17 protein-coding genes and 1 tRNA gene are annotated in these 24,164 nt (G+C 66.1%); 7 read left to right on the top strand and 11 right to left on the bottom strand.

Annotation, left to right across the window (positions count from 1 at the left end):
- The first annotated feature begins 12 nt into the window (after positions 1–12).
- Positions 13–345, top strand: a complete 333-nt coding sequence (locus H9638_RS07765; RefSeq protein ID WP_191746626.1) for a cupin domain-containing protein — start codon at positions 13–15, stop codon at positions 343–345.
- Positions 346–348: 3 nt separating this feature from the next.
- Here the strand turns inward: H9638_RS07765 and pepN are convergent, their stop codons facing one another.
- The 3 genes from pepN to H9638_RS07750 all read right to left on the bottom strand — a co-directional run bounded on the left by pepN (position 349) and on the right by H9638_RS07750 (position 5,713).
- On the bottom strand, positions 349–2,961 hold the full coding sequence (gene pepN, locus H9638_RS07760) for an aminopeptidase N (RefSeq protein WP_191746625.1): 2,613 nt from the start codon (positions 2,959–2,961) through the stop codon (positions 349–351).
- 4 nt (positions 2,962–2,965) lie between these two features.
- Complete coding sequence (locus H9638_RS07755; RefSeq protein ID WP_191746624.1) at positions 2,966–4,621, bottom strand: hypothetical protein; 1,656 nt, start codon at positions 4,619–4,621, stop codon at positions 2,966–2,968.
- Between the two features lie 87 nt (positions 4,622–4,708).
- The gene (locus H9638_RS07750; RefSeq protein WP_191746623.1) at positions 4,709–5,713 is read right to left on the bottom strand and encodes a YeiH family protein; all 1,005 of its coding nucleotides are present in this window, start codon (positions 5,711–5,713) and stop codon (positions 4,709–4,711) included.
- Positions 5,714–5,933: 220 nt separating this feature from the next.
- Here H9638_RS07750 and H9638_RS07745 point away from each other — a divergent pair, with 220 nt between their 5' ends.
- Entirely contained in the window at positions 5,934–8,639 is a 2,706-nt protein-coding gene (locus tag H9638_RS07745) for a cation-translocating P-type ATPase (protein ID WP_404799652.1), read from the top strand.
- On the opposite strand, the gene H9638_RS07740 is transcribed toward H9638_RS07745, so the two are convergent.
- Together H9638_RS07740 and glgC are read right to left on the bottom strand one after the other, a co-directional pair.
- The gene (locus H9638_RS07740; RefSeq protein ID WP_191746621.1) at positions 8,611–10,050 is read right to left on the bottom strand and encodes an SDR family oxidoreductase; all 1,440 of its coding nucleotides are present in this window, start codon (positions 10,048–10,050) and stop codon (positions 8,611–8,613) included. The two genes, H9638_RS07745 and H9638_RS07740, sit on opposite strands and share 29 nt — an antisense overlap.
- 118 nt (positions 10,051–10,168) lie before the next feature.
- A complete protein-coding gene (gene glgC / locus H9638_RS07735; RefSeq protein ID WP_191746620.1) occupies positions 10,169–11,413 on the bottom strand; it encodes a glucose-1-phosphate adenylyltransferase in 1,245 nt (414 codons plus the stop codon).
- 112 nt (positions 11,414–11,525) lie between these two features.
- Here glgC and glgA point away from each other — a divergent pair, with 112 nt between their 5' ends.
- On the top strand, positions 11,526–12,722 hold the full coding sequence (gene glgA / locus H9638_RS07730) for a glycogen synthase (protein ID WP_191746619.1): 1,197 nt from the start codon (positions 11,526–11,528) through the stop codon (positions 12,720–12,722).
- 106 nt (positions 12,723–12,828) lie between these two features.
- Here the strand turns inward: glgA and H9638_RS07725 are convergent, their stop codons facing one another.
- Together H9638_RS07725 and H9638_RS07720 are read right to left on the bottom strand one after the other, a co-directional pair.
- A complete protein-coding gene (locus H9638_RS07725) occupies positions 12,829–14,925 on the bottom strand; it encodes an acyl-CoA dehydrogenase family protein (RefSeq protein ID WP_191746618.1) in 2,097 nt (698 codons plus the stop codon).
- A gap of 9 nt (positions 14,926–14,934) precedes the next feature.
- Positions 14,935–15,693 (bottom strand): TetR/AcrR family transcriptional regulator, encoded by a 759-nt coding sequence (locus tag H9638_RS07720; protein ID WP_191746617.1) that lies wholly within the window; start codon positions 15,691–15,693, stop codon positions 14,935–14,937.
- Positions 15,694–15,765: 72 nt separating this feature from the next.
- Between H9638_RS07720 and H9638_RS07715 the strand changes: the two genes are divergently transcribed.
- The 4 genes from H9638_RS07715 to H9638_RS07700 are packed head-to-tail and all read left to right on the top strand — an operon-like array spanning position 15,766 to position 20,608.
- Positions 15,766–17,097, top strand: a complete 1,332-nt coding sequence (locus H9638_RS07715) for an acetyl-CoA C-acetyltransferase (protein WP_191746616.1) — start codon at positions 15,766–15,768, stop codon at positions 17,095–17,097.
- A 2-nt stretch (positions 17,098–17,099) separates the two neighbouring features.
- Positions 17,100–18,440: a 3-oxoacyl-ACP reductase gene (locus H9638_RS07710; protein ID WP_191746615.1), complete on the top strand. Its 1,341-nt coding sequence runs from the start codon at positions 17,100–17,102 to the stop codon at positions 18,438–18,440.
- A complete protein-coding gene (locus tag H9638_RS07705; protein WP_191746614.1) occupies positions 18,437–19,357 on the top strand; it encodes a MaoC family dehydratase in 921 nt (306 codons plus the stop codon). The genes H9638_RS07710 and H9638_RS07705 overlap by 4 nt, the downstream gene beginning before the upstream one ends.
- Before the next feature lie 18 nt (positions 19,358–19,375).
- Entirely contained in the window at positions 19,376–20,608 is a 1,233-nt protein-coding gene (locus tag H9638_RS07700) for a kynureninase (protein WP_191746613.1), read from the top strand.
- Positions 20,609–20,618: 10 nt separating this feature from the next.
- Here H9638_RS07700 and H9638_RS07695 read toward each other — a convergent pair whose 3' ends face one another.
- The 4 genes from H9638_RS07695 to H9638_RS07680 form a co-directional block, all read right to left on the bottom strand.
- A complete protein-coding gene (locus H9638_RS07695) occupies positions 20,619–21,029 on the bottom strand; it encodes a universal stress protein (RefSeq protein ID WP_191746612.1) in 411 nt (136 codons plus the stop codon).
- Positions 21,022–22,497 carry an APC family permease gene (locus H9638_RS07690; protein WP_225217144.1) on the bottom strand — a complete coding sequence of 492 codons (1,476 nt, stop codon included), beginning with the start codon at positions 22,495–22,497 and terminating at the stop codon, positions 21,022–21,024. The genes H9638_RS07695 and H9638_RS07690 overlap by 8 nt, the downstream gene beginning before the upstream one ends.
- 73 nt (positions 22,498–22,570) lie before the next feature.
- The gene (locus tag H9638_RS07685) at positions 22,571–23,899 is read right to left on the bottom strand and encodes a hemolysin family protein (protein ID WP_191746611.1); all 1,329 of its coding nucleotides are present in this window, start codon (positions 23,897–23,899) and stop codon (positions 22,571–22,573) included.
- Between the two features lie 159 nt (positions 23,900–24,058).
- Positions 24,059–24,142: transfer RNA gene (locus H9638_RS07680), tRNA-Leu, on the bottom strand.
- Between the last annotated feature and the right edge of the window lie 22 nt (positions 24,143–24,164).

The following is a 24,164-nucleotide window of genomic DNA, read 5'->3' as shown; positions in this document are numbered from 1 at the left end:
AGACTTCGCTGCATGGAAAAGAAGTCGCTGACGGCGCTGGTCAGGAACCATTTGGAAACGGCCCGGCAAGCTTCCTCCGGGCGTAGCTCCGTCACGGTGTACGGGGGACACGAACACATCCTGCGCCAGACGGTCATCGCTTTGGCGTCGGGTTTTGTCCTGGATGAACATGACAATCCGGGCGAGGCCACCGTGATGGTCCTCAAGGGCCGCGTGAGCCTCAGCTCGGAGGGAACCTCCTGGGAGGGATCTGCCGGCGACCTGCTGATCGTGCCGCAGGCCCGGCACTCCGTCACCGCACTGGAGGACTCCGCGTTCCTGCTCAGTGTCGCAAAACGGCCGTAACCCCTAGCGCGCGGCCGCCTGCGCGCGAAGCGACCTCAACAGGTGGTCCTGCTGTTCAAGGACAATCCTGCGCAGTGCCGCAGGCGCCTGGGGATTCGTCTCGAGCCATTGCTGGCCCAGTTCCACCACGGGGTGGTCGGCCGGGACCATATGCGGGGGAAGGTCCTGTGCCGCCGGATAGAGGCCGGCCACCACCCGTGAGGCCAGTTCAATGCTGCGGCTGCTCCACACCCCGGTCAGCGATGCGAAGTAATCACCAATGTAGGGATCCAAAAGGTCGTGTCCGCCAATGCAGAATCCTTCGATGGTGGCCGACAGGAGTTCGTTGGACAGCTCGTTCGAATGAACTGCTGCCTCCCAGGCAGCTGCCTTGACGGCGGGGTCGGGCACCGCCGCGGCCGCCACCGTGTAACCCACCCGTCCGGCTGCCGTGTTGTCCTTGGCGAGTTCGGCCTTGAGTTCCTCCGCCCCGGCTGCCCCTGTCCCGGCCAGGGCCTGCCAGAGCTTCCAGCGCAGATCGGCGTCAACAGCGAGGCCGGGGAAGGCAACCCCGCCGGAAAGCAGGCCGCGGAGCATTTTGTCATGACTGGAGCTGCGCCGGCCGAGCGCCGCAGCAGCCCGTGCCCAGATGAGCTGCAGGTCGCTTCCTCCGGCTGCCTCCGCAAGCTGGGCGGCAACGGCCGTGAACAGTTGTTCGCGCAGCTGAGCACGGATTTCCTGCGGCGCATACCGTTCCACTGCGAAGCGTGCGTTTTCCAGGAGTGCCTGCAGGACCCCTGCTCCGGTTTCCGTGGGAGCGGTGCGGACGACCAGCCGGACGTAATCGTGGGCAGAGAGCACGCCGTCGCGCACGTTGTTCCATAGCGCTGAAAGGCAGATGGCGCGGGCCAGGGGATCACGGAGCCGGGGCAGGTTATCCAGCAGGTTCGCAAGGGACACCGGGTCAAACCTGATCTTGGCATAGGTGAGGTCACCGTCGTTCGGCAGCAGGAGGGCAGGACGCTTCCGCCCCACCAGTTCGGGGACCGGTGTTCGCCGGCCCTCGACATCAACCTCAACGCAGCCGGAACGTTCCAGCCATCCCTCGGCGGTGAGGTCGTACAGGCCCAGCTGCAGGCGGTGAGGGCGCGGAACCTGTTCGCCGCTGACCGGATCAGGAGCGTCCTGGCGAATCGTGACAGCCCTGAACGTGCCGTCCCCGGCGGTCTCGGCGTCCACTTCCAATACCGGAACACCGGCCGTCTGGAGCCACAGCTGCGCCCAGTGCCCCATGTCCCTCCCTGATGCCTCGGCCAGGACGTCCAGCAGGTCGGTGAGCGTCGTGTTGCCGTAGGCATGCCGGGCAAAGTAGGCCCGCGAGGCTTCGATAAACGGCTCAAATCCTACGTAGGCGACCAGCTGCTTCAGGACGGAGGCGCCCTTGGCGTAGGTGATGCCGTCAAAGTTCTGCTTGGCAGCTTCGAGATCCGGAATGTCCGCCACGATCGGGTGGGTGGTGGGCAGCTGGTCCTGGACGTAGGCCCAGGCCTTCCGCCGGTTGGCGAAACTGACCCAGGAGTTCGTCCAGTCCGTTGCCTCGTCGACCGCCAGGGCACCCATGTAATCGGCGAATGACTCCTTCAGCCACAGGTCATCCCACCAGCGCATCGTTACCAGGTCGCCGAACCACATGTGTGCCATCTCGTGCAGGATGGTGTTGGCCCGGGCCTCGTACTGTGCCTCGGTTGCCTTGGTCCGGAAGACATAGGCCTCCGTGAAGGTCACCAGGCCCGGGTTTTCCATGGCGCCCAGGTTGTATTCGGGCACAAACGCCTGGTCGTACTTGCCGAAGGGATAGGGGTAGTTGAAGAGCCGGTGGAAGTAGTCCAGGCCCCGCTTGGTCGTGTCGAAAATACTGTCCGGATCGAAGAATTCAGCCAGTGACGCCCTGCAGTAGGCTCCCAGCGGGATTACCAGTTCAGTTCCGTTCGCCAGCTGTGTCGACCAGCTGTCAGCAGCCTTGAAGTACGGGCCGGCCAGCACGGTGGTGATGTAGGTGGAGATCCGTTGGGTGGGGGAGAAATCCCAGCGGCTGAGCGTTCCGTCCTCCAGCGGTGTGCGGGCGGCTTCCACGCCGTTGGAGGCAACCTCCCAGCCCGACGGCGCGCTCACGTGGAAGGTAAAGGAAGCCTTCAGGTCCGGCTGCTCGAAGTTCGCGAAAACCCGGCGGGCGTCCGCCGGCTCGTACTGCGTGTACAGGTAAGTCTGCCCGTCTGCCGGGTCGGTGAAACGGTGCAGCCCTTCACCGCTGCGGCTGTACAGGGCTGTGCCCTGAATCGTCACAGTGTTCGCCCCGGCCAGGAGGTTATGCAGTTCAATCCGGGAACCGTCTACTGTCTCCGCCGGATCGAAGGCCATTCCATTCACGACGACGGCGTCCACCCCACCGTGGATGAAGTCCAGGAACGTGGAGGCACCGGCCTCGCTGCAGGAGAAGTGGATGGTGGTGCGGGACCGGAACCCGGCCGCGGCTGGATCGGCGGCGTTGCCCAGGTCCAGGTCGACGTCATAGGAATCAACGCTCAGCAGGCGGGAACGTGCAGCGGCTTCTTCGCGGCTCAGGTTTTGGTTCGACACCCGTTCATTCAACCACCTTGGCCCCATCTTCCACAGGTTGCCTCCCACGGCGTGTGGCGCCCCACCTTCCGGTCAGCACCGGCAGGCACTGCAGCGAGACCGCTCCCAGCACGATGAAATAGGGGACGTAGAGGTACAGGAACCGTGCCCTGCCCTCCGAGAACATCAGGAACAGCAGCAGACCCAGCAGGCTGATGCGGGCCATGACCGGGCCCAGCGCGGCCAGGCGGGGATCCCGCAGGAACACTGCACCGCCGCACAGAGCCAGGAGCAGGAACCAGGTTCCTTGCCAGAGGGAGAGTGAGAATCCGAAACCCGGCCGGCCCGGACCGTAAAAATCCTGGATGCTCCGGCTTAGCCCGTCATCGGCGAGAAACTGGTCCGCCGTCATCCCTCCTTCGCCCCAGCCAAAGAAGGAACCGTCGCCAGTGATCCACCGCAGTTTCGCGTTCAGGAACCCCGCGTAGCCCGCAGGGCCCATGGCCTCCACACGTTCCCGGTACGCCTGGAGGCCCGCGTCAAAACGCTCCTGCGGATCCTCAATCGAGAGCGTCCCGAGGCGGTCCGGTTCATTGTAGGCGCCGTAGTAGTCTCCGTTCGGGCCCGGATACTGCTGGGCTCCCACCTTCAGGAAGTGTGTCGGCGGAATGGCAGGCTCCCGGGAGGCAGGATCCCCGTTGACCACGCTGGACCGCTCCCACGCCTGGACCGCGCCATGCATCCCTGCGAAAGAGCCCCCTGCCACGGCCATGGCGAGCAGCACGGAGAGCGCATCCTGCCGCCACCGGCCCCGGCGGATCGAAAAAAGCCCCACCAGCGCGGCGGCCGCCAGGCAGATCAGGACCGTGGGTTTAATGCCGTACCCCACGGCCGCTGCGGCCCCGGCGGCCGCCCAGAGGAGCATCCGCGCCGGCCAGCGGCACCGTCCAGCAGCGGCCAGCAGGCAGAAAATGAGAATCGGGAACAGCAGCCCCACCGTATCGGAGTAAAAAACCGGCAGCCACGGCGAAAAGAGAATCAGGATGATCGAGGGCACCAGCGTCAGCCGGGCAGTCTGCCGGCCGCCCAGCAGGGCGGCCGCGGCGTACGTCAGCAGCATGCCGCAGAAGAGGACTGCCGCGTTGAGGTAGGCCACCGACTGGCGCAGGTCCGTGACACCCAAAGCCTGCGCCGTCTCCATGAATTTGCTCAGCAGGAGCATCAGCAGCAGGTTGTTGGGGTTGATCTGGAAGTAGCTGACGTCCACGTTGCCCGGCGCCCCGTCCGCCAGTGCCAGCGCAGAGTAGAACACCGGAGCGGCATCCCAGTCAGGTGGCAGCCGGACAGCATCCGCTGCCCTGGCCTGGCAGGAGAAAAGAACGGACCAGCCCAGAACCGACAGCAGCACCCGCAGCCACCGCAGTCCTGCAAGCCCGGCGTCCATCCTGGCCAGCAGCCAGGGGAATGCCACGGTGAGTCCCAGCACCCCCGCGCCGCCAAGCACGGCTGCCCACGTCTCATACCGGGAGATGCCGAAGGATGGCAGGACCAGGTTTGAGCACAGCAGCCACAGGATCACGGCACACCAGGCCAGCCCGGCGATCCTGGGCAGCAGACCGGCTTTCCTGGGAACCGTTTCAGGACCGGCAGGGAGGGGCGTTCGAGCGTGGACCGCCGTCATACTGTCCCCTTGCCGCCGTTGGGCGCTGATCACCCGGCTCACCGTGAGCCAGATCGTAGCTGCGGCGGAAACCGGCAGACAAGGGTGTCAGCCCGCCGGAACCAGCAGGAGAGCCAGCAGGAGCGCTGCACCGACGATGATCAGCCAGGACACCAGTGAGGCCGCAACGGCTGGTCCACCGGTCCGCAGAAGGCTGCGGACATTCACTGACGCCCCGAGTCCGAAGAGCGCGGCCGCAAACAGGAGGTCCTGCACGGCGGCTGCCGCTCCGAGGACGTCCGCCGGGAGGATCCCAGTGGTCCGCAGCAGCACAGCGGCCAGGAAACCCGCCACAAACAGCGGGATGAGCGGGGGAAGCTTCCCCTCATGGCCGGAGCGGCGGCGGTGGTGGAGTCCGGCCAGAGCACTGACCGGCGCCAGCATGAGCACCCGGACCAGTTTTACGACGACGGCCAGGGCCAGGGCCGCCGTTCCGGCGGTCTGCGCGGTTGCCACCACCTGCCCCACATCGTGGACGGCGGCGCCTGCCAGGAACCCGAATACTTCGGGTGCAAGACCAAGCAGGGAGGACAGCAGCGGAAGTACTCCGATAGCAAGGGTTCCGAACATGGTGACCACGGCCACCGGAACCGCCGTCTGCGCCTGGCGGACCTGCCGGGCAGCGGCCACGGCACCGATTGCGGAGACTCCGCAGATAGAGAAACCTGCGGCTATCAGCACGGGCTCCTCGCCCGGCAGCCGGAATGCCCGGCACACCAGGTAGGTCATCCCGAAGGAAAAGCCCACGAGCGCGGCGAGCAGCAGCACGGTGAGCCAGCCCAGTCCGGCGATGTCCACCAGGGAAACCTTCAGGCCCAGCAGCACGATCCCCAGGCGCAGGAACTTTTTCGCGGCCAGGGCCAGTCCGGGTTTCCAGGCGCCGGTGACCTGAGCCGCCGTTCCGGGCAGGTTCCCCGCCAGCAGGCCCAGGACAACGGCTGCAGTGAGGACCGGGAAGCCGGGCAGCAGCCGGTGCAGTGCAAGACAGGCCAGCACGGCAACTGCTGAGGCGGCCAGCCCGGGAAGGGTCCTGGCGGCGGAGAGTGAGGGCATTGCTCCACAATCCCTGACCCGGGGCCGGGCAACCAACTCTGCGTCCGCCCATTACCGGCCCGATGACCCGTTGCTAGACTGGCCGGACCATCCGACAAGGCCAGCACAGGGGCAGCCCATGCAGCATGGCAGTAACCCGGATTCCGGGCGGTCCGGCGCGGACGCCGGGTCACCCAAAACATCCCCAGCGCTACAGGAACAGATCCCGCCGCCCTGGACCGTGTCCGGTCCGGCTGCCGCCGCGGCCCTGGGAACCAGCCCGGAAACCGGGTTGAGTGAACAACAGGTCACCGAACGCCTGTCCCGGTACGGCCCGAACCAGCTCGCCGGTGCGCCTGCCGTACCGGCCTGGCGGAAGATCCTGGCCCTGCTGTCCGACAGGTTGATCCTGGTTCTCCTGGCCGCGGCGGTCCTGAGCGCCGTCGTTTCCCGCGACCTCGAGACGCCGATTGTGATCCTGGCTGTCGTCATCCTCAACACCATCCTCAACTATGTCCAGGAACGCCGGGCGGAGAACAGCCTTGAAGCGCTGCGCCGCACCGATGTCGGATCGGCGCGGGTCCGCCGCGGCGGCACAGCCGTCACGGTCCCGCGCACCAGCCTCGTGCCCGGCGACATCGTCCTGCTGGAAGCCGGGGATGCCGTACCGGCAGACGGCCGGTTGCTTGATGCGGTGCGGCTGCAGGCCGCTGAAGCCGCCCTCACCGGTGAATCCCAGCCGGTGAATAAGGACGCGGCCGCCATCGCGCCGGAGGACGTTCCCGTCGCCGACAGGCACGGCATGCTGTACATGGGCACCGACATCAGCCGGGGGCGGGCCGTTATGGTGGTGACCGGCACGGGCATGGACACCCAGATGGGCCGGATCGCCCACCTCCTTGGCAGTACGGCTGAAGAGAAGACCTCCCTCCAGCGCAGCATCGACCAGCTGGCGGCCCTGCTGACCTGGATCGCCCTGGGCGTCGTGGCGGTGGTCTTCCTCCTCGGTCTGCTCCGCGGTGAGGACCTGAATACCCTGCTGCTGACTTCGGTCTCGCTGGCCGTCGCCACGATCCCGGAGGGCCTCACCGCCGTCGTCGCCTTCACTCTGGCGATGGGTGCCTCCCGGCTGGCGGCCCGCGGTGCCATCATCAAACAGCTTTCCGCAGTGGAAACACTCGGCGGAACGTCTCAAATCTGCACGGATAAAACCGGCACGCTGACGCTGAATGAAATGACCGCACGGCAGATCATCACCGCCAACGGGCGGCAGTTCCGGGTCACCGGGACCGGCTACGGGATCGAGGGCAGGATCCTGAGCCCGGATGGCCTTCCGGTTCCCGCGCTTACCGAGGCCTACCTGGTGATGGTCCTGTGCAACGATGCCTCGGTGACGGACGGAGTGCTCACCGGAGATCCTACGGAGGGCGCCCTGGTGGTGCTGGCGGAAAAGGGCGGCATCGATCCCTCCGGCGCTCGTGCCGAGCATCCGCGGGTTGCGGAAATACCGTTTGACTCCGAATACAAGTACATGGCCACGTTCAACGACAACGTCAACAGCCCCGGTGCCGTTTACTGCAACGTGAAAGGCGCGCCGGGCGTTGTGCTGGATCTGTGCTCATCGATGTCAGTTCCCGATGGCGTGCAGCCAATGTCCGCCGAAGACCGCGAACGGCTGCTGGCCGGTGTCACAGCCCTGGCGGATCAGGGCCTGCGCACCCTTGCCGTCGCTGGGCGCCCGCTGAACGCACCGCTTCCCGGCACTCAGGACGGCCTGAAGGAAGCTGCCACAGACCTGGTGCTGTTCGCCGTCGTCGGCATCATGGACCCGCCCCGGGCCGAGGCCCGCGACGCCATCGCCGTGGCCCACGCCGCAGGCATCAACGTGCACATGATCACCGGCGATCACCTCGTGACCGCTTCGGCGATCGCCAAGGACCTGGGTATCCGGGGGAGGGCAGTGGCCGGAGCCGATCTGGACCGGTTCAGTGAGCAGGAACTCCGGGAGCGGGCACCGGAGTACGGGGTGCTGGCACGGGTCTCACCGGAGCATAAACTCCGGGTCGTCGAGGCCCTGCAGGCCAACGGTGACGTGGTAGCCATGACGGGCGACGGCGTGAACGACGCGCCCGCCCTCAAGCGCGCGGACATTGGCATCGCCATGGGCATCACCGGGACCGATGTGTCCAAGGGTGCTGCACGGATGATCCTGACAGATGACAACTTCGCCACGATCGTCGCCGCAGTCGAAGAGGGACGCGGAATTTACGCGAACATCCTCAAGTTCGTCCGCTTCCAGCTCACGACTGCGTGGGGTTTCGTACTGATTTTCCTGGCCGCTGCCACCTTTGGCTTCGCCGGGGGAGCACCGTTTACGGCGATCCAGATCCTGTGGGTCAACATCATCATGGACGGGCCGCCGGCCCTGGCGCTCGGGGTGGACTCCACGGACCCGAAGGTGATGCAGCAGCCGCCGAGGAAACCCCGGGAGCCGCTGCTGACCGGCCAGCGGCTGGCCAGCCTCCTGGTCTCGGGCCTGGTGATGGCCGCGGGGACCTGCTGGGTGCTGCTGAGCGCACCGGCGCTTTTCCCGGACAGTGCGGCGGCGAGCACCAACTTCGCCACCACCATGGCGTTCACCACCTTCGTTTTCTACCAGGTTTTCAACCTGCTCAACGTCCGCAGTGAAACGTCCTCACTCTTCTCCCTGCAGACGTTTACGAACCGCACCATCTGGCTGGCCTTGGGCGCCGTCGTCGTTCTGCAGTTCCTGGTGGTCCAGCTCGGCGTGTTCGAGTCGCTTTTCGATACGGTTCCGCTCACAGCCGACCAGTGGCTGCTCTGCATCGGCGTGGCAGCGACCATCGTGCTGGTCTCCGAGCTCAGCAAAGCCATCGCCGCGGTGCGCCGGCGGCGGTCTACCAGGGAGAGGGCCGGTAATCCTTGAGGAAGACCCCGTGCAGGTCCTCTCCGGCTTCGCCCATGACGATCGGATCGTAAACGCGGGCCGCTCCGTCCACCAGGTCCAGCGGCGCATGGAAACCTTCCTCGGCGAGCCGCACCTTGGTCGGGTGGGGACGTTCATCCGTGATCCAGCCGGTGTCGACGGCGGTCATGAGGATCCCGTCGGTCTCGAGCATCTCGCCGGCACTGGTGCGGGTGAGCATGTTCAGCGAGGCTTTCGCCATGTTGGTGTGCGGGTGGCCGGGGCCTTTGTAGCGGCGGGCGAACTGGCCCTCCATCGCGGAGACGTTCACAATGTACTTCCGCCGTGCCGGTGAAGCTGCCATGGACGGACGCAGCCGGTTCACCAGCAGGAACGGCGCCGTGACGTTGCACAGCTGCACCTCCAGCATTTCCAGCGGTTCCACCTGGTCCACCACCTGGGTCCAGCTGTTGATGGGTGCCGTGTCCGGAACCAGGCCGCCGCCGTCGATCGCGGTTCCCGCCTCGAGCCTGGCCAGGGAGGATGATCCGGCGGTCAAAGCGAGTGAGGTCACGGCGTCCCCTGCCAGCACCGGGTGCTCGGCCACGGATCCGGCCAGCGCCGTGGGGTGGGCGTTGTACGTGTTGCCGAAGGTGACGAGTTCCGGCATCGGCCGGCCGGCCGGCAGCTCTTCGAGCTCGGCATCCATCAGCGGCTGATAGGCGTTGGAAGTGCGGCGGACGGTCTGCGCGGCGTTATTGATCAGGATGTCGAGCGGACCCTCAGCCGCCACGGCGTCGGCCAGCGAAATCACCTGGGCCGGATCACGCAGGTCGATTCCCACGATTTTGAGCCGGTGCAGCCACTCCGCGGAATCCTCCATGGCCGCGAAGCGGCGGGCAGCGTCCTTGGGGAACCGTGTGGTGACGGTGGTGTGCGCACCGTCACGCAGCAGCCGCAGGGCGATGTACATGCCGATTTTGGCGCGCCCGCCGGTTAGCAGTGCCCGCTTGCCCGTCAGGTCCGTGCGTGCATCCCGTTTGCTGTGGCTGAAGGCGGCGCACTCCGGGCAAAGCTGGTGATAGAACGCGTCGACAAGGGTGTAGGGCTGCTTGCAGATGTAGCAGTTGCGCGGCTTGAGCAGGGTACCGGCGGAGGGACCGTGGGCGGCGCTGGTGAGCTGGGCACCGCGGGTCTCATCATCGATCCGGTCCGGCGCGCCGGTGGCCGTGCGGGCGACGACGGCGCGGTCTGCTTCCGCGACCGCTTCCCGTTTGGTGACCTTGCGGTGTTTCTTGACGGCTTTGAACATCTTCGCCGTGGCCCGGCGGACGGCCACATGGTCCGGGTGCTCTTCATCAAGGACGTGGATCTGGGACAGGACCCGAAGACAGGCGTCGAGGTCTTCAGGGCTCAGGTCAGTGCTGCTCATGGAGTCGTTTCTGCGGTGTGGGTCCGCCGGCGGTGTACACGGCGGAGGCAATCTGGTGCCCTTTGACTCTACCGCGAACCCGGGCAGGGCCCGGTATCGGCCAACCCAGCTGCCGGTGCTAGCCGGTCCGCACCGACTGCCCTTTACTCACCACCGTAAGTCCCGACGCCGTGACCGTGAACCCGCGGGCAAGGTCCAGTTCCCGGTCGACGCCGATAGTGGCCCCCGGCGGCACCTGGACGAACTTGTCGATGATGGCCCGGCGGACAATGGACCGTTCGCCCACGTGTACGCCGTCCATGATGACGCTGTCGCTGACCGTGGACAGGGCGTCGACGTAGACGTCGTGGGCCAGCACCGAACCGCTGACGCTGCCGCCGGAGATCACTGCGCCGTTGGACACAATCGAGTCCATGGCAGTACCCGGCTCGTCATCGGCCCCGCGGACAAACTTCGCGGGTGGGGAAATGCTCTGGCGGGTATAGATGGGCCACTGCAGGTTGTAGAGGTTGAAGGCCGGCAACGGGGAGATCAGGTCCATGTGGGCGTCGTAGTAGGAATCCAGTGTCCCGACGTCCCGCCAGTACCGGTGGTCGCGGCCGGTGGCGCCCGGGATGACGTTCTCGGTGAAGTCGTACACCGCCGCTTCGCCGCGCTCCACGAAGTAGGGAATGATGTCCCCGCCCATGTCGTGCTTGGTGATCAGCCGCTCTGCGTCGACGCGCAGGGCTTCAACCAGCGCGTCAGTGGTAAACACGTAGTTGCCCATCGAGGCGAGGAAGCTGTCCGGGTCATCCGGCAGGCCGGGGGTGGTGGACGGCTTTTCCACAAAGGCGGCAATCCGTCCCGGAACCGCTGGACTGGTCTCGATGACACCGAACTGATCGGCCATCGACAGCGGCTGCCGCACCGCCGCGACGCTGCACGGCGCCCCGGATTCAATGTGGGCCTCCACCATCTGGGAGAAGTCCATCCGGTAGACGTGGTCTGCACCGATGACGACGACGATGTCCGGCCGCGCGTCGTCGATCAGGTTCATCGACTGGTAGAGCGCATTCGCGCTGCCCAGGAACCAGCTCTTGCCCACCCGCTGCTGGGCGGGGACGGACGCGACGTAGTTCTGCAGCTGGGTCGACAGCCGCCAGGTTTCGGAAATATGCCGGTCCAGGCTGTGGGACTTGTACTGGGTCAGCACCACGATCTGCAGGTAACCGGAATTAACCAGGTTGGACAGGGCGAAATCGATCAGCCGGTACTTGCCGGCAAACGGCACCGCGGGTTTGGCCCGGTCGGCAGTGAGCGGCATCAGCCGCTTCCCCTCGCCGCCGGCGAGGACGACGGCCAGGACTTTCTTGGGTGCCATTGTGCATACTCCTGACTTTTCCCGCAGGGAAAATGTTGAGCGATGACCGGACAGATAAGCGTGCTGCCCATCACACTAGATCAAGGAAGGGGCGTGCACTACGTTGGTCAGGGTGCGAATAGATATCGTTTCCAAGGAATTCCCGCCCGAGATCTACGGCGGTGCCGGTGTGCATGTCGCAGAGTTGAGCCGGGTACTGGCCAGCCGGGTTGACCTGCGCGTTCACTGCTTCGGAGCGCCCCGGGAGGCTGATTTCCACGGCGCGCAGGTGCAGGCCTACGGCGTGCCGGGTGAACTGTCCCGGGCCAATCCGGCGGTTCAGACCCTCGGCACCGACCTGGACATGCTTCAGGGCCTTGCCGGTGCCGACCTGATTCATTCGCACACGTGGTACGCGAACCTGGCCGGACACCTGGGATCCCTGCTTTACGGCGTGCCCCACGTGCTGAGCGCCCACAGCCTGGAACCGCTCCGGCCCTGGAAAGCCGAGCAGCTGGGCGGTGGCTACGCCCTTTCCTCCTGGGTCGAAAAAACGGCGTACGACGCCGCCTCCGCCATCATCGCCGTCTCCGAGGGAATGCGCAGGGACATCCTGCGCGCCTACCCCGAAGTCACCCCCGGCAAGGTCCGGGTGGTCCACAACGGCATCGACACCGTCGCCTGGCATCCTGACGAAGACCCGGACGCCGTCCGGGCGCTTGGCATCAGTCCGGATGCGCCGAGCGTGGTGTTCGTGGGCCGGAACACCCGCCAGAAGGGTGTTCCGTTCCTGCTGCGCGCAGCTGCGCTCCTGCCTCCCGAGGTCCAGGTGGTCCTGTGTCTGGGGGCGGCAGACACTCCTGAGCTGGCCGCAGAGACAGCGGTCCTGATCGAGGAACTGGCACAAACGCGGAGCGGAGTGGTCGTTATCGAACGAATGCTCCCGCGGGCAGAGCTTCTCAAGGTCCTCAGCACCGCCACCGTTTTCGCCTGCCCCTCAATTTACGAGCCGCTCGGCATCGTGAACCTGGAGGCGATGGCCTGCGGCACCGCCGTGGTGGCCAGCGCCACCGGCGGCATCCCGGAGGTTGTCGACGACGGCGTGACCGGACTTCTGGTCCCGCTGGAACAGATGGGTGACGGCACCGGCACGCCGCTGCACCCCGAAGTATTCGTGCGGGACTTCGCTGCGGCCCTGACCGCCGTCGTCACCGATCCGCTGCGTGCCAGGGAGATGGGGGAGGCCGGGCGGCGGCGCGCGGCAAAGGAGTTCTCCTGGGATGCGATCGCCGAGGCCACGCTCGACGTTTACCGGTCAGTGCTGCCGTAACAGGTCCGGACACGGCCTGGCCTCAGACAGTAAACGCCGATGCCCGCCTGGAGATCCAGGCGGGCATCGGCGTTTGCCCGGCAGCGGCGGTTACCGCCCAGAGGTGTCAGCCCTTGGACCTGGCAGCCTGCTTTTTCCGCTGGATGAGCGTCTTTTCCTCGATCGGTGCGGCACCGCTGGCGCGCAGCAGCCGCTGGTATTCCATTGACTCATCCTGGCGCGTCTTTTCGGCGCCCGTGGCGATGGCCGCGCGCAGGTGCTCCGGACCATAGCCAAAGGCATCCACCAGGTCCAGGGCGTGCGGCCGCAGCTTCGCGAGCAGCCGGTTGATGTACTCACCCAGGGTGCGGGCGCGCTGGGAGGACAGCCGGCCGTGCATCAGGTACCAGGCCAGGTTTTTTTCGAGCAGTCCCAGGCCAAACAGGTCGCGCAGCCAGGTGAGCACCTGGCGCGTTCCGGCGTCGTCAATGCTGTCCAGGCCCCGGGTGAACGCTTCCCACTGCAGCAGCTCGGCGTGCGCGCGGGCCGCTTCGATCAGGTCATGCTGGTTCTGGTTGAATACAGCAGCACCCTCTGCCTTGGGCAGCTTGCGTGCTTCGCGCAGGTTCGCTGCCACTTCGGCCACCATCGTTGCTACCCGGTCTGCCAGCAGGTCGTGCTGCGTCTTCGGATCCCGCAGTGCAATCGCTGACTTCTTTTCCGAGCCGGTATCCGCGACGGTCTGGACAATTTGGCGCAGCCCCGAACGGTTGAAGGTGCGCTCGGTTGCCTGCCCCACCACGTAACGGGCCAGCACGCCGAAGTCCGCTCCCTGGAAGTCCTTGGCGTAGTCGGCCAGCAGGCGCTTGGCGACCAGCTGGAGCAGGACGGTGTTGTCACCTTCAAACGTGACGTAGATATCCAGGTCGGACCGCAGGGCGGTCAGCCGGTTTTCGGCGAGGAACCCGGCGCCGCCGGTCGCTTCGCGGCACTCCTGGAGCGTGTCCAGCGCGTGCCAGGTGGAAAGGGACTTCAGCGCAGCGGCGAGGGTTTCCAGGTCCTGGCGGTTCTCGTCCGTGTCGTCGGCGCCGGAGAAAACGTCGTCGAACTTGGCGAGCAGCTCATCGTGGGCAAACGACGCCGCGTAGGTGGTGGCCACCAGTGGCAGCAGCCGGCGCTGGTGCTGCTGGTAGTCCATCAGGACTTCTTCGACCGTGTCCGAGGCACCGTTGAACTGGCGGCGCTCAGTGGCGTACTGGACGGCGATCTTAAGGCCGAGCTTGGAGGCGGCCACGGCTGCCCCGTCAAGGGAAACGCGGCCCTGGACCAGGGTGCCGATCATCGTGAAGAAGCGGCGGCCCGGGCTCTCGATGGTCGAGGTGTAGGTACCGTCCGCGGCAACGTCGCCGTAGCGGTTGAGCAGGTTGGTCCGGGGGATCCGGACGTTGTCGAAGTGCAGGCGGCCGTTGTCGATGCCGTTCAGGCCGCCCTTGACGCCGTCATCCTCGCCGCCGACTCCCGGAAGGAAGCCGTTTTCGCCGCGAAGCTCCACGTAGAAGGCGTGCACCCCATGGTCCACGCCCTTGGTGATCAGGTGCGCGAAGACCACGGCTGCCTTGCCGTTGACCGCGGCGTTGCCGATGTAGTCCTTCCACGCAGCCCGGAAGGGTGTGTTGATGATGAATTCTTCCGTGCCGGCATCATATTCGGCAGTGGTGGCAATGCTGGAGACGTCTGAGCCGTGGCCGGTCTCGGTCATCGCAAAGCAGCCGGGGATGTCCAGGTTCATAATCCCCGGAAGCCACTTCTCGTGGTGTTCACGGGTTCCCAGGTGAAGGACAGCGGAGCCGAAGAGACCCCACTGGACACCGGCCTTGATCTGCAGGGAAGGGTCAGCCGTCACCAGCTCCTCAAAGCCCGCGATGTTGCCGCCGTGGTTGTCCTGGCCGCCGACGTAGGCCGGGAACGCCCGGTGGACAGCTTTGGAGTCCACCAGGACCTTCAACTGTTCCATCACGCGGAGCCGGTGCTCGGTGTGGGTCAGGCCGGCAGGTGTGTGCAGGGCCTCGTTGCCCGCCAGCTGGCGGGCCTGCAGCCGGATGTCGTGCCACTTACCCAGGAGCGCACGGCCCAGGACCTCCACATTCACGGTGGCCGAATCGTCATCGCTGATGATGGTGCTGGCCGGAAGCTGGCGCTGTGGGGTGGAGACTGATTGCGTCATTGCATGTCCTTACTTGTCGGCGCCGGCCGCGGCGGAGTTTTTCCGGGTGCGGTCGTGCGGAGGGGCTGATGAAGAAGCGGAGGCGGCTGCGGGTTGGGGGCTGTCCCATCCAATGCCGTCGAACAGCCAGGCCGTCAGCTGGTCGGTCATTTCAGCTTCAGTGGGGCGGGCCGGTCCGGGAGGCGTGGCCAGCCACCGCTCACCGGCGGCCCTGACCATGCCAAGGGCCGCCGTCGGCCAGAAGCCGGCGGCCGCCTGGGTCACCGCATCTGACTCGTGGCCTTCGAGGTAGAACCTCACGGCGTGGTCCATCATGGCGCTGATGTTGGCGAAGAAGTCCGACAGTGCTGCCGCGACACCGGGCTCGTTCGTCCCTGCGGCGTCACCGGCCGGACCGCCGGTGACGAAGGCGTACACGGCGGGAGAGGTCTCTGCCATCTGCAGATAGGCGGAAACCATGGCGCGCAGACCGGACCGCGGAGAATCGGCACTGCGTGCCGCAGACAGGATCTTGTCCTGCATCTGGCTGATGACCACCTCGCCCATGGCCTGCTGAAGGCCGGATTTATCACCGAAGTAGCGGTAGTACACGGATTTGGAAGTGCCTGAGGCGGCGGCAATCTCCTCCATCGACGCCTGCGCACCGATGGTGTGCACGGCGCGGCGGGCGGCTTTGATCAGAGTGCCCCGGCGTTCAGCCCGGTGGGCCTCCCACCGGATGGACCGGCCATCCGGAGCGGGTGTGGTTTGTTTCACTGCGCTGTTCACGATACTCAGCGTATCAGGTACGCTGAGTTACAGTAACTCCCGTCACACAACGACCCACAAGGAGATCGACGAATGGCTGCTCAACCCACGTCCGCGCCCCGCCCGGCACAGCCCGCAGGTCCCGCCGTACGGAATGCCGTGGTGATTGGCGGCAACCGCATCCCGTTTGCCCGGTCCGGCGGAGCGTACGCGCACAGCTCCAATCAGGACATGCTGACCGCCGCGCTGGATGGGCTCGTGGCCCGGTTTGGCCTCCAGGACGAACGGATCGGCGCCGTATCTGCCGGGGCCGTCCTGAAGCACTCGCGGGACTTCAACCTGACCCGGGAAGCTGTCCTGGGCTCGGCGCTGTCCCCCGAGACTCCGGCATACGACGTCCAGCAGGCCTGTGCCACCGGACTGGAAACCGTTGTCTCCCTGGCCAACAAGATCAAGCTCGGCCAGCTGGAGTCCGGGATCGCCGGCGGCGTCGACTCCGCCTCCGATGCGCCCATTGCCGTCAGCGAAGGGCTGCGCCGCGCACTGCTGGACCTCTCCCGGGCCCGGACCACCAAACAGAAGATAGCGGCTGTCGCGACGATCCGGCCCAAAGACCTGGCTCCGAACGCACCCAACACCGGAGAACCCCGGACAGGTCTGTCCATGGGGGAGCATCAGGCGCTCACTACGGCACAGTGGAAGATCACCCGCGAAAGCCAGGACGAGCTGGCCTACAACAGCCACCGGAACCTGGCGGCCGCCTATGACCGCGGGTTCTTCGACGACCTCATCACCCCCTACCGCGGACTGTCCCGGGACTCCAACCTTCGCGCCGATACCTCGCTGGAGAAGCTGGCCTCACTCAAGCCCGTCTTCGGCCGCGCGCTCGGCGATGAAGCGACCATGACCGCAGGCAACTCGACGCCGCTCACCGACGGCGCTTCCGTGGTGCTGCTTGGTTCTGAGGACTATGCCCGGGAGCATGACCTTCCCATGCTCGCCAATATCGTCGACGCCGAAGCCGGCGCCGTCGATTTCGTTCACGGACGCGACGGGCTCCTGATGGCCCCGGCCTTCGCCGTGCCGCGCCTCCTGGCCCGGAACAACCTCAGCTTCGACGACTTCGACTTCTTCGAAATCCACGAGGCCTTCGCCGGAACGGTGCTCAGCACCCTCGCGGCGTGGGAGGACGACGAATTCTGCCGCACCCGGCTGGGCTTGGAAGGACCCCTGGGCAGCATTGACCGGAGCAGGCTGAACGTTAACGGCTCTTCCCTGGCGGCAGGCCACCCGTTTGCGGCGACCGGCGGCCGGATTGTTGCCAGCCTGGCGAAGATGCTGCATGAAAAGGGAACCGGGCGCGGGCTGATTTCGATCTGCGCCGCCGGCGGCCAGGGCCTCGTGGCCATCCTGGAGGCCCGCTGATCATGACCGATGCCTACCTCAACCTCGTCAATTCCGGTTTCACCAAGGAAATCGCCAAGAAGCTGGGTCTTCCCCGTCCGGCCGTGCTCCGTCGCTTTGACCCAGCCAAACCACTGGTTCCGGGCCCCGTTTTGGTGCTGGGAAAGGGTGAATCCGCGGACACCCTGGCCTCCACGCTGCTTTCCTGGCAGCAGGATGTGCGCCGCCATGCCACGCCCAAAGAGCGTCTGGGCGCCATCCTGATGGTCCTGGACGAAGCGCTGACACCGGAAGACCTTTCCGCCGTCGCTCTCGACGCCGGAGCCAGCCTTCGCGACCTGGCCCCGGGCGGGCGGATCATCACCGTCTCCCGTCCTGCCGCCGAAGCCCAGGATCCGGCCGCCGCGGCAGCCAGGCAGGGCATCGACGGCACCCTCCGTTCCCTGGCACATGAACTGCGCGGAGGTGCCACCGCCAACGGCATTGTGCTGGCCAACGGCACGGACGCCACCGCGCCGTCCGTGGCCGCCGCTCTGCACTTCCTGCTCTCCGGCCGCAGCGCGTATGTCAACGGCCAGTTCATCACCATCGGTTCTGCGGCCGGTGAACTGCCCGCGGACTGGACGGCTTCGCTGGCGGGGAAAACCGCCGTCGTCACCGGTGCCGCCCGCGGGATCGGCGCCTCCATTGCCCGGGTCCTGCACCGCGAAGGCGCCAACGTGATCGTGGTTGACGTTCCGGCGGCGGGTGAGCAGCTCGCTGCCGTTGCCAACGAAGTCCGGGGAACCGCCCTGCAGGTCGATATCACCCGGGACGACGCCGCCGACCGGATCCTGGCGCACGCGGCGGAACGCTACGGGCACCTGGACATCGTGATCCACAACGCCGGCATCACGCGCGACAAGCTGCTGGCCAACATGGATTCATCCCGATGGGACTCGGTGCTGGCAGTCAACCTCTCCTCCCAGCTCAGAATGAACGCAGCCTTCCTGGCGTCGGAGACCTTCAGCCGCAGCGGCCGGATTGTCTCCCTTGCCTCAACCAGCGGTATAGCGGGGAACCGCGGCCAGACCAACTACGCCGCTTCGAAGGCCGGGATTATCGGCATGGTGCGGGCCACCGCACCGCTGCTGGCGCCCCGCGGCGGATCGATCAACGCGGTGGCACCGGGCTTTATCGAAACGGACATGACTGCGCGGATGCCTGCCCTGACCCGGCAGGTCGCCCGCCGCCTTTCCAGCCTGCAGCAGGGCGGACTTCCCCTGGATGTCGCCGAAACCATCGCCTTCCTGGCTTCCGATGCGGCCGCCGGCATCAACGGCACTGTCCTGCGGGTCTGCGGCCAGAATATGGTGGGCGCATGAGCGTTCAGGAACTGGAGGAAATCCCGGCCCTCGGGCGGCTGTATCTCGCCGCCGTGGGCAACGCGGCACGCAGCCGGCTTTCACCGCCGTCGCCGGCAGAGGAGCTTCCCACGGCACGCCACTCTGTGCCGCAGGCACGGGTTGACCTGGCGAAACTGACGGACTTCCAGCGGCTGGTCATGCACAGCGCGCAGGACACCCTCCCTTCCGGATATGTCCACACCTTTGCGTTCCCGGTGGCCATGAGCGTGATGGCCCGGGAGGATTTTCCGCTGCCGCTGCTCGGAATGGTGCATCTGCGCAATGAGGTCCAGCACCTGCGGCCGATCCATTACACGGAACCGCTGTCCGTGACGGCCTGGGCGGAAAACCTGGCCGGCCACCGTGCCGGAACCCAGGTTGAGCTGGTCGCCGAAGTCCGTTCCGGCGCGGAACTGGTCTGGACCGGAAGGTCGGTGTACCTCGCGAAGGGAGTTTTCCTTCCCCGTCTTGACCGTCCGGCCCGCGGAGCGGAACGTGCCGACTTCACTCCGCCGCTGCCCACGGCGCAGTGGCGGCTCGGCGCGGATGCCGGGCGGAACTATGCCAGGGTCTCCGGAGACTTCAACCCGATCCACCTCAGCAGCCTCTCCGCGAAAGCGCTGGGCATGAAGCGCTCGATCGCCCACGGGATGTACCTCGCCTCCCGGGTGGTCGCGGAGGCGGGGCCCGCGGTGCAGGAACCGTTCGAATGGAAGATTGAGTTCGAGTCTCCGGTATTCCTCCCCGCAACGGTCAGCCTGCGGATTTCCGACGCCGGATCACCGGGGGAGCGAGGGGAAACCACGTTCACCGGCTGGAATCAGCGCACCCGCCGCCGGCATTTCCACGGATCCGCCCGTCCGCTGGGTGCGGCCGGGGGACCGGCCGGCACCTAGGCTGCTAGGGTTCGGGCCATGACGGGCTCTCTCCTTTCCAACCGCGCCAAGGAACTCGACGCCGCCGATCCGCTGGCTGATCTGCGGGAGGAGTTCATCGGGCACAATGACCCCGGAGTCAGTGCCTATCTGGACGGCAACTCACTCGGCCGGCCGCTGGCGGCAACGCTGGACCGGATGACGGAGTTCATCTCCGACGCGTGGGGCGGGCGGCTGATCCGCGGCTGGGACGAGGGCTGGCTGGGTCTGCCCAAAGCGATCGGAGACCAGCTGGGAGCCAGCGTCCTGGGCGCGGCTCCGGGCCAGTGCATCGTGGCGGATTCAACCACGGTCCTGCTCTACAAGCTGGCCCGCGCCGCCGTTGCCGCCGGGAGCGGCCGCACGGAAATCGTACTGGACCGGGACAACTTTCCCACCGACAGATACGTTATGGACGGTATCGCCCGTGAGTGCGGGCTGACGCTGCACTGGGTGGAAGCCGCTTACGACGGCGGCGTGACACCCGCCGCGGTGGCCGCAGCCGTCGGGCCGCAGACCGCCCTGGTCGTGCTGAGCCATGTCGCCTACCGCTCCGGCTTTATCGCCGATGTGCCGGCCATCACCGCATTGGTCCACGCGGCCGGCGGACGGGTGCTGTGGGACCTTTGCCATTCCGCCGGTTCGGTTCCGGCCGAGCTTGATGCCTGGAACGTGGACTACGCCGCAGGCTGCAGCTACAAGTATCTCAACGGCGGTCCGGGCGCGCCCGCCTGGGCCTACGTCGCCCGGCGGCACCAGCAGCACTTTGCCCAGCCCATCCAGGGATGGCTGGGCGCCGGTGATCCGTTCGCCATGGAAGCTGGCTTTGTGCCGGCCGCCGGTATTGCCCGGGTGGTCTCCGGAACGCCTCCGATCCTGGGCATGCTCGCCATGCAGGATATGGCGGATCTCATCTCCCGGGTCGGGATCCAGGCCGTTCGGGCAAAGTCCGTTGCCCTGACGTCCTTCGCCGTTGAAGCAGTGGATGAGGTGCTGGCCGGGCACGGTGTCGTCCTCGCCTCACCGCGGGACCCGGAGAACAGGGGGAGCCACATTACGATCGACCATCCGGCATTCAGGGACATAACCGCACGGCTGTGGCAGCGCGGCATCATCCCGGACTACCGCAATCCGAACGGCATCCGGCTGGGCCTTTCACCACTCTCGACGTCCTTCTCGGAGACATGGACAGGTATCGAGGCAATCGCGGAGGAACTGGAGCGGCAGGGCTAGTTCCAGAGAGTCACTGCCCGGCTTTGACACTGAGAACCGGACAGTCGGCTTCGAGCAGCACCCGCTGGGCCGTGCTTCCAAGGATCAGCTTGCCGACCGGGGTCCGGTGCCGGATGCCAACAACGATCAGCCGGCCGGAATACCGTTCCGCTGCAGCGAGAATCTCATCAGCGGGATCGTAGTCTCCCTCCGGGTGCGCAATCTCGAATGGCTGGCCGTCGGCCTGCAGCTGGGCCGCGATCGCGTCCAGATCGTCGGCCGCGTCTTCGCCGTGGGCATGCCCGTGCCCCAGCCCGCGCCCCGTGGTGCGGACATTCACTATCACCAGCAGATCCCGCGCCACGGCAGCTTCCGCGCGTGCATGCGCCAGCGCCGCCTCGCCTTCGGGGCCGGGCACGTAGCCCACGACGATGCTAGCCATGGAGTTCCTCCGGGTCTGTGAAGCGCGTGCGCTTGGCTTTGACCGCGCGGTTCCAGAGCCAGGTAAAGAACCACAGCACGACGCCGGCGGCGAGCAGGATCCCGGCAATCCGGTATTCGATGGGGTCCTGAGCCCAGGGCCCCACGAGGAAGGCGCAGCTCAGGGCCCCGAAGTACGGAGTGATCCCGGGGGAGCGGAAGGTCTTCCGCGGCGGGTGGCTTCCCCCGCCCCCATCGGGCTGCGGATCGGGCGGGTGCCGGCGCAGGACGATGCAGGCAATGTTGACCACCGTGAAGACACACAGCAGCAGCAGGGCGGTGGTCCCTCCGAGGGCGGAGACTGTCTGGGGTCCCATCACGTTGGTGACCAGAATGATCAGGCCCACTGCGATCGCCGTGGTGAAGAGGATGGCGGCCCACGGTGTGCGGCGGCCCGAAAGAACCAGGGCCAGGGGCCGGGGAAGGACCTCCTGGCGGGCCATCCCGTAGAGCAGGCGGCTTGCCATGAGCATGTTGATCAGCGCCGTGTTCGCTACCGCGAAAATGGACAGGAACGGGTAGACGACGTCGATCGGAAAACCGGGTGCGCCGGTCTGAACAACCTCCAGCAGTGGCGTCTGGCTCGCTGACAGCTGCCCCACCGGCACCACGGCTACGGCAGCGATGGACACCAGCACGTAGATGAGGACGGTGATGCCGAGTCCGCTGAGCATGACTTTAGGGAAAATCCGTGCGGGATCGCGGGTTTCCTCTGCCATGTTGACTGAATCTTCAAAGCCGACCATGGAAAAGAACGCCAGGGACGTGGCTGCCGTCAGGGCCAGAAAGACCGATTTGCCCTCTGCCGTCTCGAAGACCATCACGCGGGAGAAGTCCACATTGCCCTGCCCCATGGCCCAGAAACCTATGCCGATCACGATCAGCAGGCCGGTGAGTTCCACGATGGTCAGGAAGACGTTGAACTTGATGCTCTCTCCGACGCCGCGCAGGTTGACCACGGCGAGGAGCAGGACAAAGCTCACGGCCACCGCAGTAACCCCGAACTGCCCCCAGCCGAGGTTGAAGCCGACCAGGAAATTCTCCGCCAGGAACTTCGATGCGGTGGAGGCCGAGGTGATGCCCGAACACAGCACGGCAAACGTCACCAGGAACGTCACGAAGTGGATGCCGAATGCCTTGTGTGTGTACAGGGCGGCGCCGGCGGCCTGGGGGTATTTGGTCACCAGTTCCAGATAGGACAGCGCCGTAACCGTTGCGACGATGAAGGCGATCAGGATAGGCGCCCAGGCGGCGCCGCCGATCTCTCCGGCAATCTGCCCGGTGAGGGCATAAACACCCGTGCCGAGAACATCCCCGATGATGAACAGCAGCAGAAGCTTGCTCCCCATGACCCGTTTCAGGGCGGGGCCGGTGCTGCCTTGCGGCGCGCTTCCGGCTGCTGTTTCCTCGCCGGGGCTGGGAAGACTCATGCCCGGTATTCTCCGCCCAGCGCCAAGGAGCCTGCAATGCACACCCGGGCTTTCCTCCGGCGAAGCTGCTGATTCACTCTTTCGTCCTCCTGCCGGTGCTTCGGTCAGACGCCGGCGGGGCCGGAATCACGCGCACAGCACGGATGCGATGGTGCTCGACATCGAGCACCCGCAGCCGGCCGCCGGGCGCGGACACGGTGTCTCCGGGCACAGCCATCCGTCCCAGCCGGTCAAGGATGTAGCCGGCCACGGTCTCATATTGTCCCTCGGGCAGCTCCATGCCGGTGAGGCGGGCGAACTCCTGAAGGATCAGTCCGCCGTCGACCATCAGTTCTCCCTCCACCATCAAATGCCTGTCCTCCGGATCCCGGCCGGTGTCATATTCGTCGTAGATCTCCCCGACCAGCTCCTCCACCAGGTCCTCAAGCGTCACGATCCCGTCGGTGCCGCCGTATTCGTCCACAACGACGGCGATGTGGCTGTTTTCGCGCCGCATCCGCGAAAGCGTGGGCAGCACCGTGGCGGTGCCGGGCAGGAAAAGGATCGGCCGGACGATGCCGCCCACCCTGACGTCAGCGGCAGACTCCGGGCTCCGGCCGAGGAGGTCACGAACATGGACGAAACCGAGGACGTCGTCAGTGGACTCACCTGTCACCGGGTACCGGGAATAGGGCAGTGCCTGCACCCTGCGGCCGGCTTCTGCCAGGGTGAGTGAGGCTGGCAGGAACTCCACCAGGGGACGCGGGCGCATGACTTCCTGCAGCAGGCGCTGGCCTGCACCGAAAACATCCGCCAGGATGCTGCGGCTTTCATCCGCGAGCACCGGGCTGGCCTTCACCATTTCCAGCAGTTCCTGCTGCGAGACAGGCAGGTTCTTGAGGTTGGGGTCTGCCCCAAGCAGCCGTACCACGGCGTTGGTTGAGGCGGAAAGCAGGCGGATCACCGGGCGCATCAGAGTGGCGAAACCGGCCAGGGGAGGGGATAGGACGCGGGTAAAAGCTTCGGCGTTCTGCATTGCCAGCCGTTTGGGGACAAGCTCGGAGAACACAAGCGACAGGTAGGCGACCACCAGCGTCATGGCGATGAATGCCGTGCTCTGCGCTGCGGCCGGGTTCAGTCCCCAGCTCTCAAGGACCGGCGCGAGCGCCGGTGCAAGTGCGGAGGCGCCGTAGGCTGCGGAGAAAAATCCGGAAAGGGTGACGCCGATTTGGATGGCGGAGAGGAACAGATTGGGGTTCCGGGCCAGCTGTGCTGTCTTGGCTCCCCGCTTTCCGGAGCTCTCGATCCGCAGGATCTGCCCTTCACGCAGGGACACGAGCGCCATTTCAGCTCCGGCGAACACTCCGCCCAGCAGCACAAAGAAGAGCACCAGGATAACGTTCAGGAGCCCGCTGCCGTCCATGATGTGAGCGTACCCGCTGGTTCTGCGGCCGTGACAGGGGGGCCGCCCGGGACGCCTTTGAGACTAAGGACACACTGGCACCCGAAACCTTGGAAGCAAAAAATCCTCCCGGTTTCCATAAGGAATCCGGGAGGATCTTTGCCGTGGTTATCTCCACTGTGCGCGGAGGGGGACTTGAACCCCCACCCTCAATAAGAGGACTAGCACCTCAAGCTAGCGCGTCTGCCATTCCGCCACCCGCGCTTAGGTGTCTTCCGAAGGCCGG

The organism is Arthrobacter pullicola (assembly GCF_014836875.1).
GTDB classification, from domain to species: domain Bacteria; phylum Actinomycetota; class Actinomycetes; order Actinomycetales; family Micrococcaceae; genus Arthrobacter_B; species Arthrobacter_B pullicola.
The sequence above is the reverse complement of the archived record's forward strand: the minus strand, read 5'-3'. Positions and strand labels throughout refer to the sequence as shown.

What these genes read in the sequence shown, in the direction of transcription:
- H9638_RS07700 (WP_191746613.1), top strand. Translation starts at nt 19,376, where the DNA reads ATGACGGGCTCTCTCCTTTCCAACCGCGCCAAGGAACTCGACGCCGCC.
- H9638_RS07750 (WP_191746623.1), bottom strand. Translation starts at nt 5,713, where the DNA reads ATGCCCTCACTCTCCGCCGCCAGGACCCTTCCCGGGCTGGCCGCCTCA.
- H9638_RS07725 (WP_191746618.1), bottom strand. Translation starts at nt 14,925, where the DNA reads ATGACGCAATCAGTCTCCACCCCACAGCGCCAGCTTCCGGCCAGCACC.
- H9638_RS07690 (WP_225217144.1), bottom strand. Translation starts at nt 22,497, where the DNA reads ATGAGTCTTCCCAGCCCCGGCGAGGAAACAGCAGCCGGAAGCGCGCCG.
- H9638_RS07755 (WP_191746624.1), bottom strand. Translation starts at nt 4,621, where the DNA reads ATGACGGCGGTCCACGCTCGAACGCCCCTCCCTGCCGGTCCTGAAACG.
- glgC (WP_191746620.1), bottom strand. Translation starts at nt 11,413, where the DNA reads ATGGCACCCAAGAAAGTCCTGGCCGTCGTCCTCGCCGGCGGCGAGGGG.
- H9638_RS07705 (WP_191746614.1), top strand. Translation starts at nt 18,437, where the DNA reads ATGAGCGTTCAGGAACTGGAGGAAATCCCGGCCCTCGGGCGGCTGTAT.
- H9638_RS07715 (WP_191746616.1), top strand. Translation starts at nt 15,766, where the DNA reads ATGGCTGCTCAACCCACGTCCGCGCCCCGCCCGGCACAGCCCGCAGGT.
- H9638_RS07740 (WP_191746621.1), bottom strand. Translation starts at nt 10,050, where the DNA reads ATGAGCAGCACTGACCTGAGCCCTGAAGACCTCGACGCCTGTCTTCGG.
- H9638_RS07710 (WP_191746615.1), top strand. Translation starts at nt 17,100, where the DNA reads ATGACCGATGCCTACCTCAACCTCGTCAATTCCGGTTTCACCAAGGAA.
- H9638_RS07765 (WP_191746626.1), top strand. Translation starts at nt 13, where the DNA reads ATGGAAAAGAAGTCGCTGACGGCGCTGGTCAGGAACCATTTGGAAACG.
- H9638_RS07685 (WP_191746611.1), bottom strand. Translation starts at nt 23,899, where the DNA reads ATGGACGGCAGCGGGCTCCTGAACGTTATCCTGGTGCTCTTCTTTGTG.
- H9638_RS07695 (WP_191746612.1), bottom strand. Translation starts at nt 21,029, where the DNA reads ATGGCTAGCATCGTCGTGGGCTACGTGCCCGGCCCCGAAGGCGAGGCG.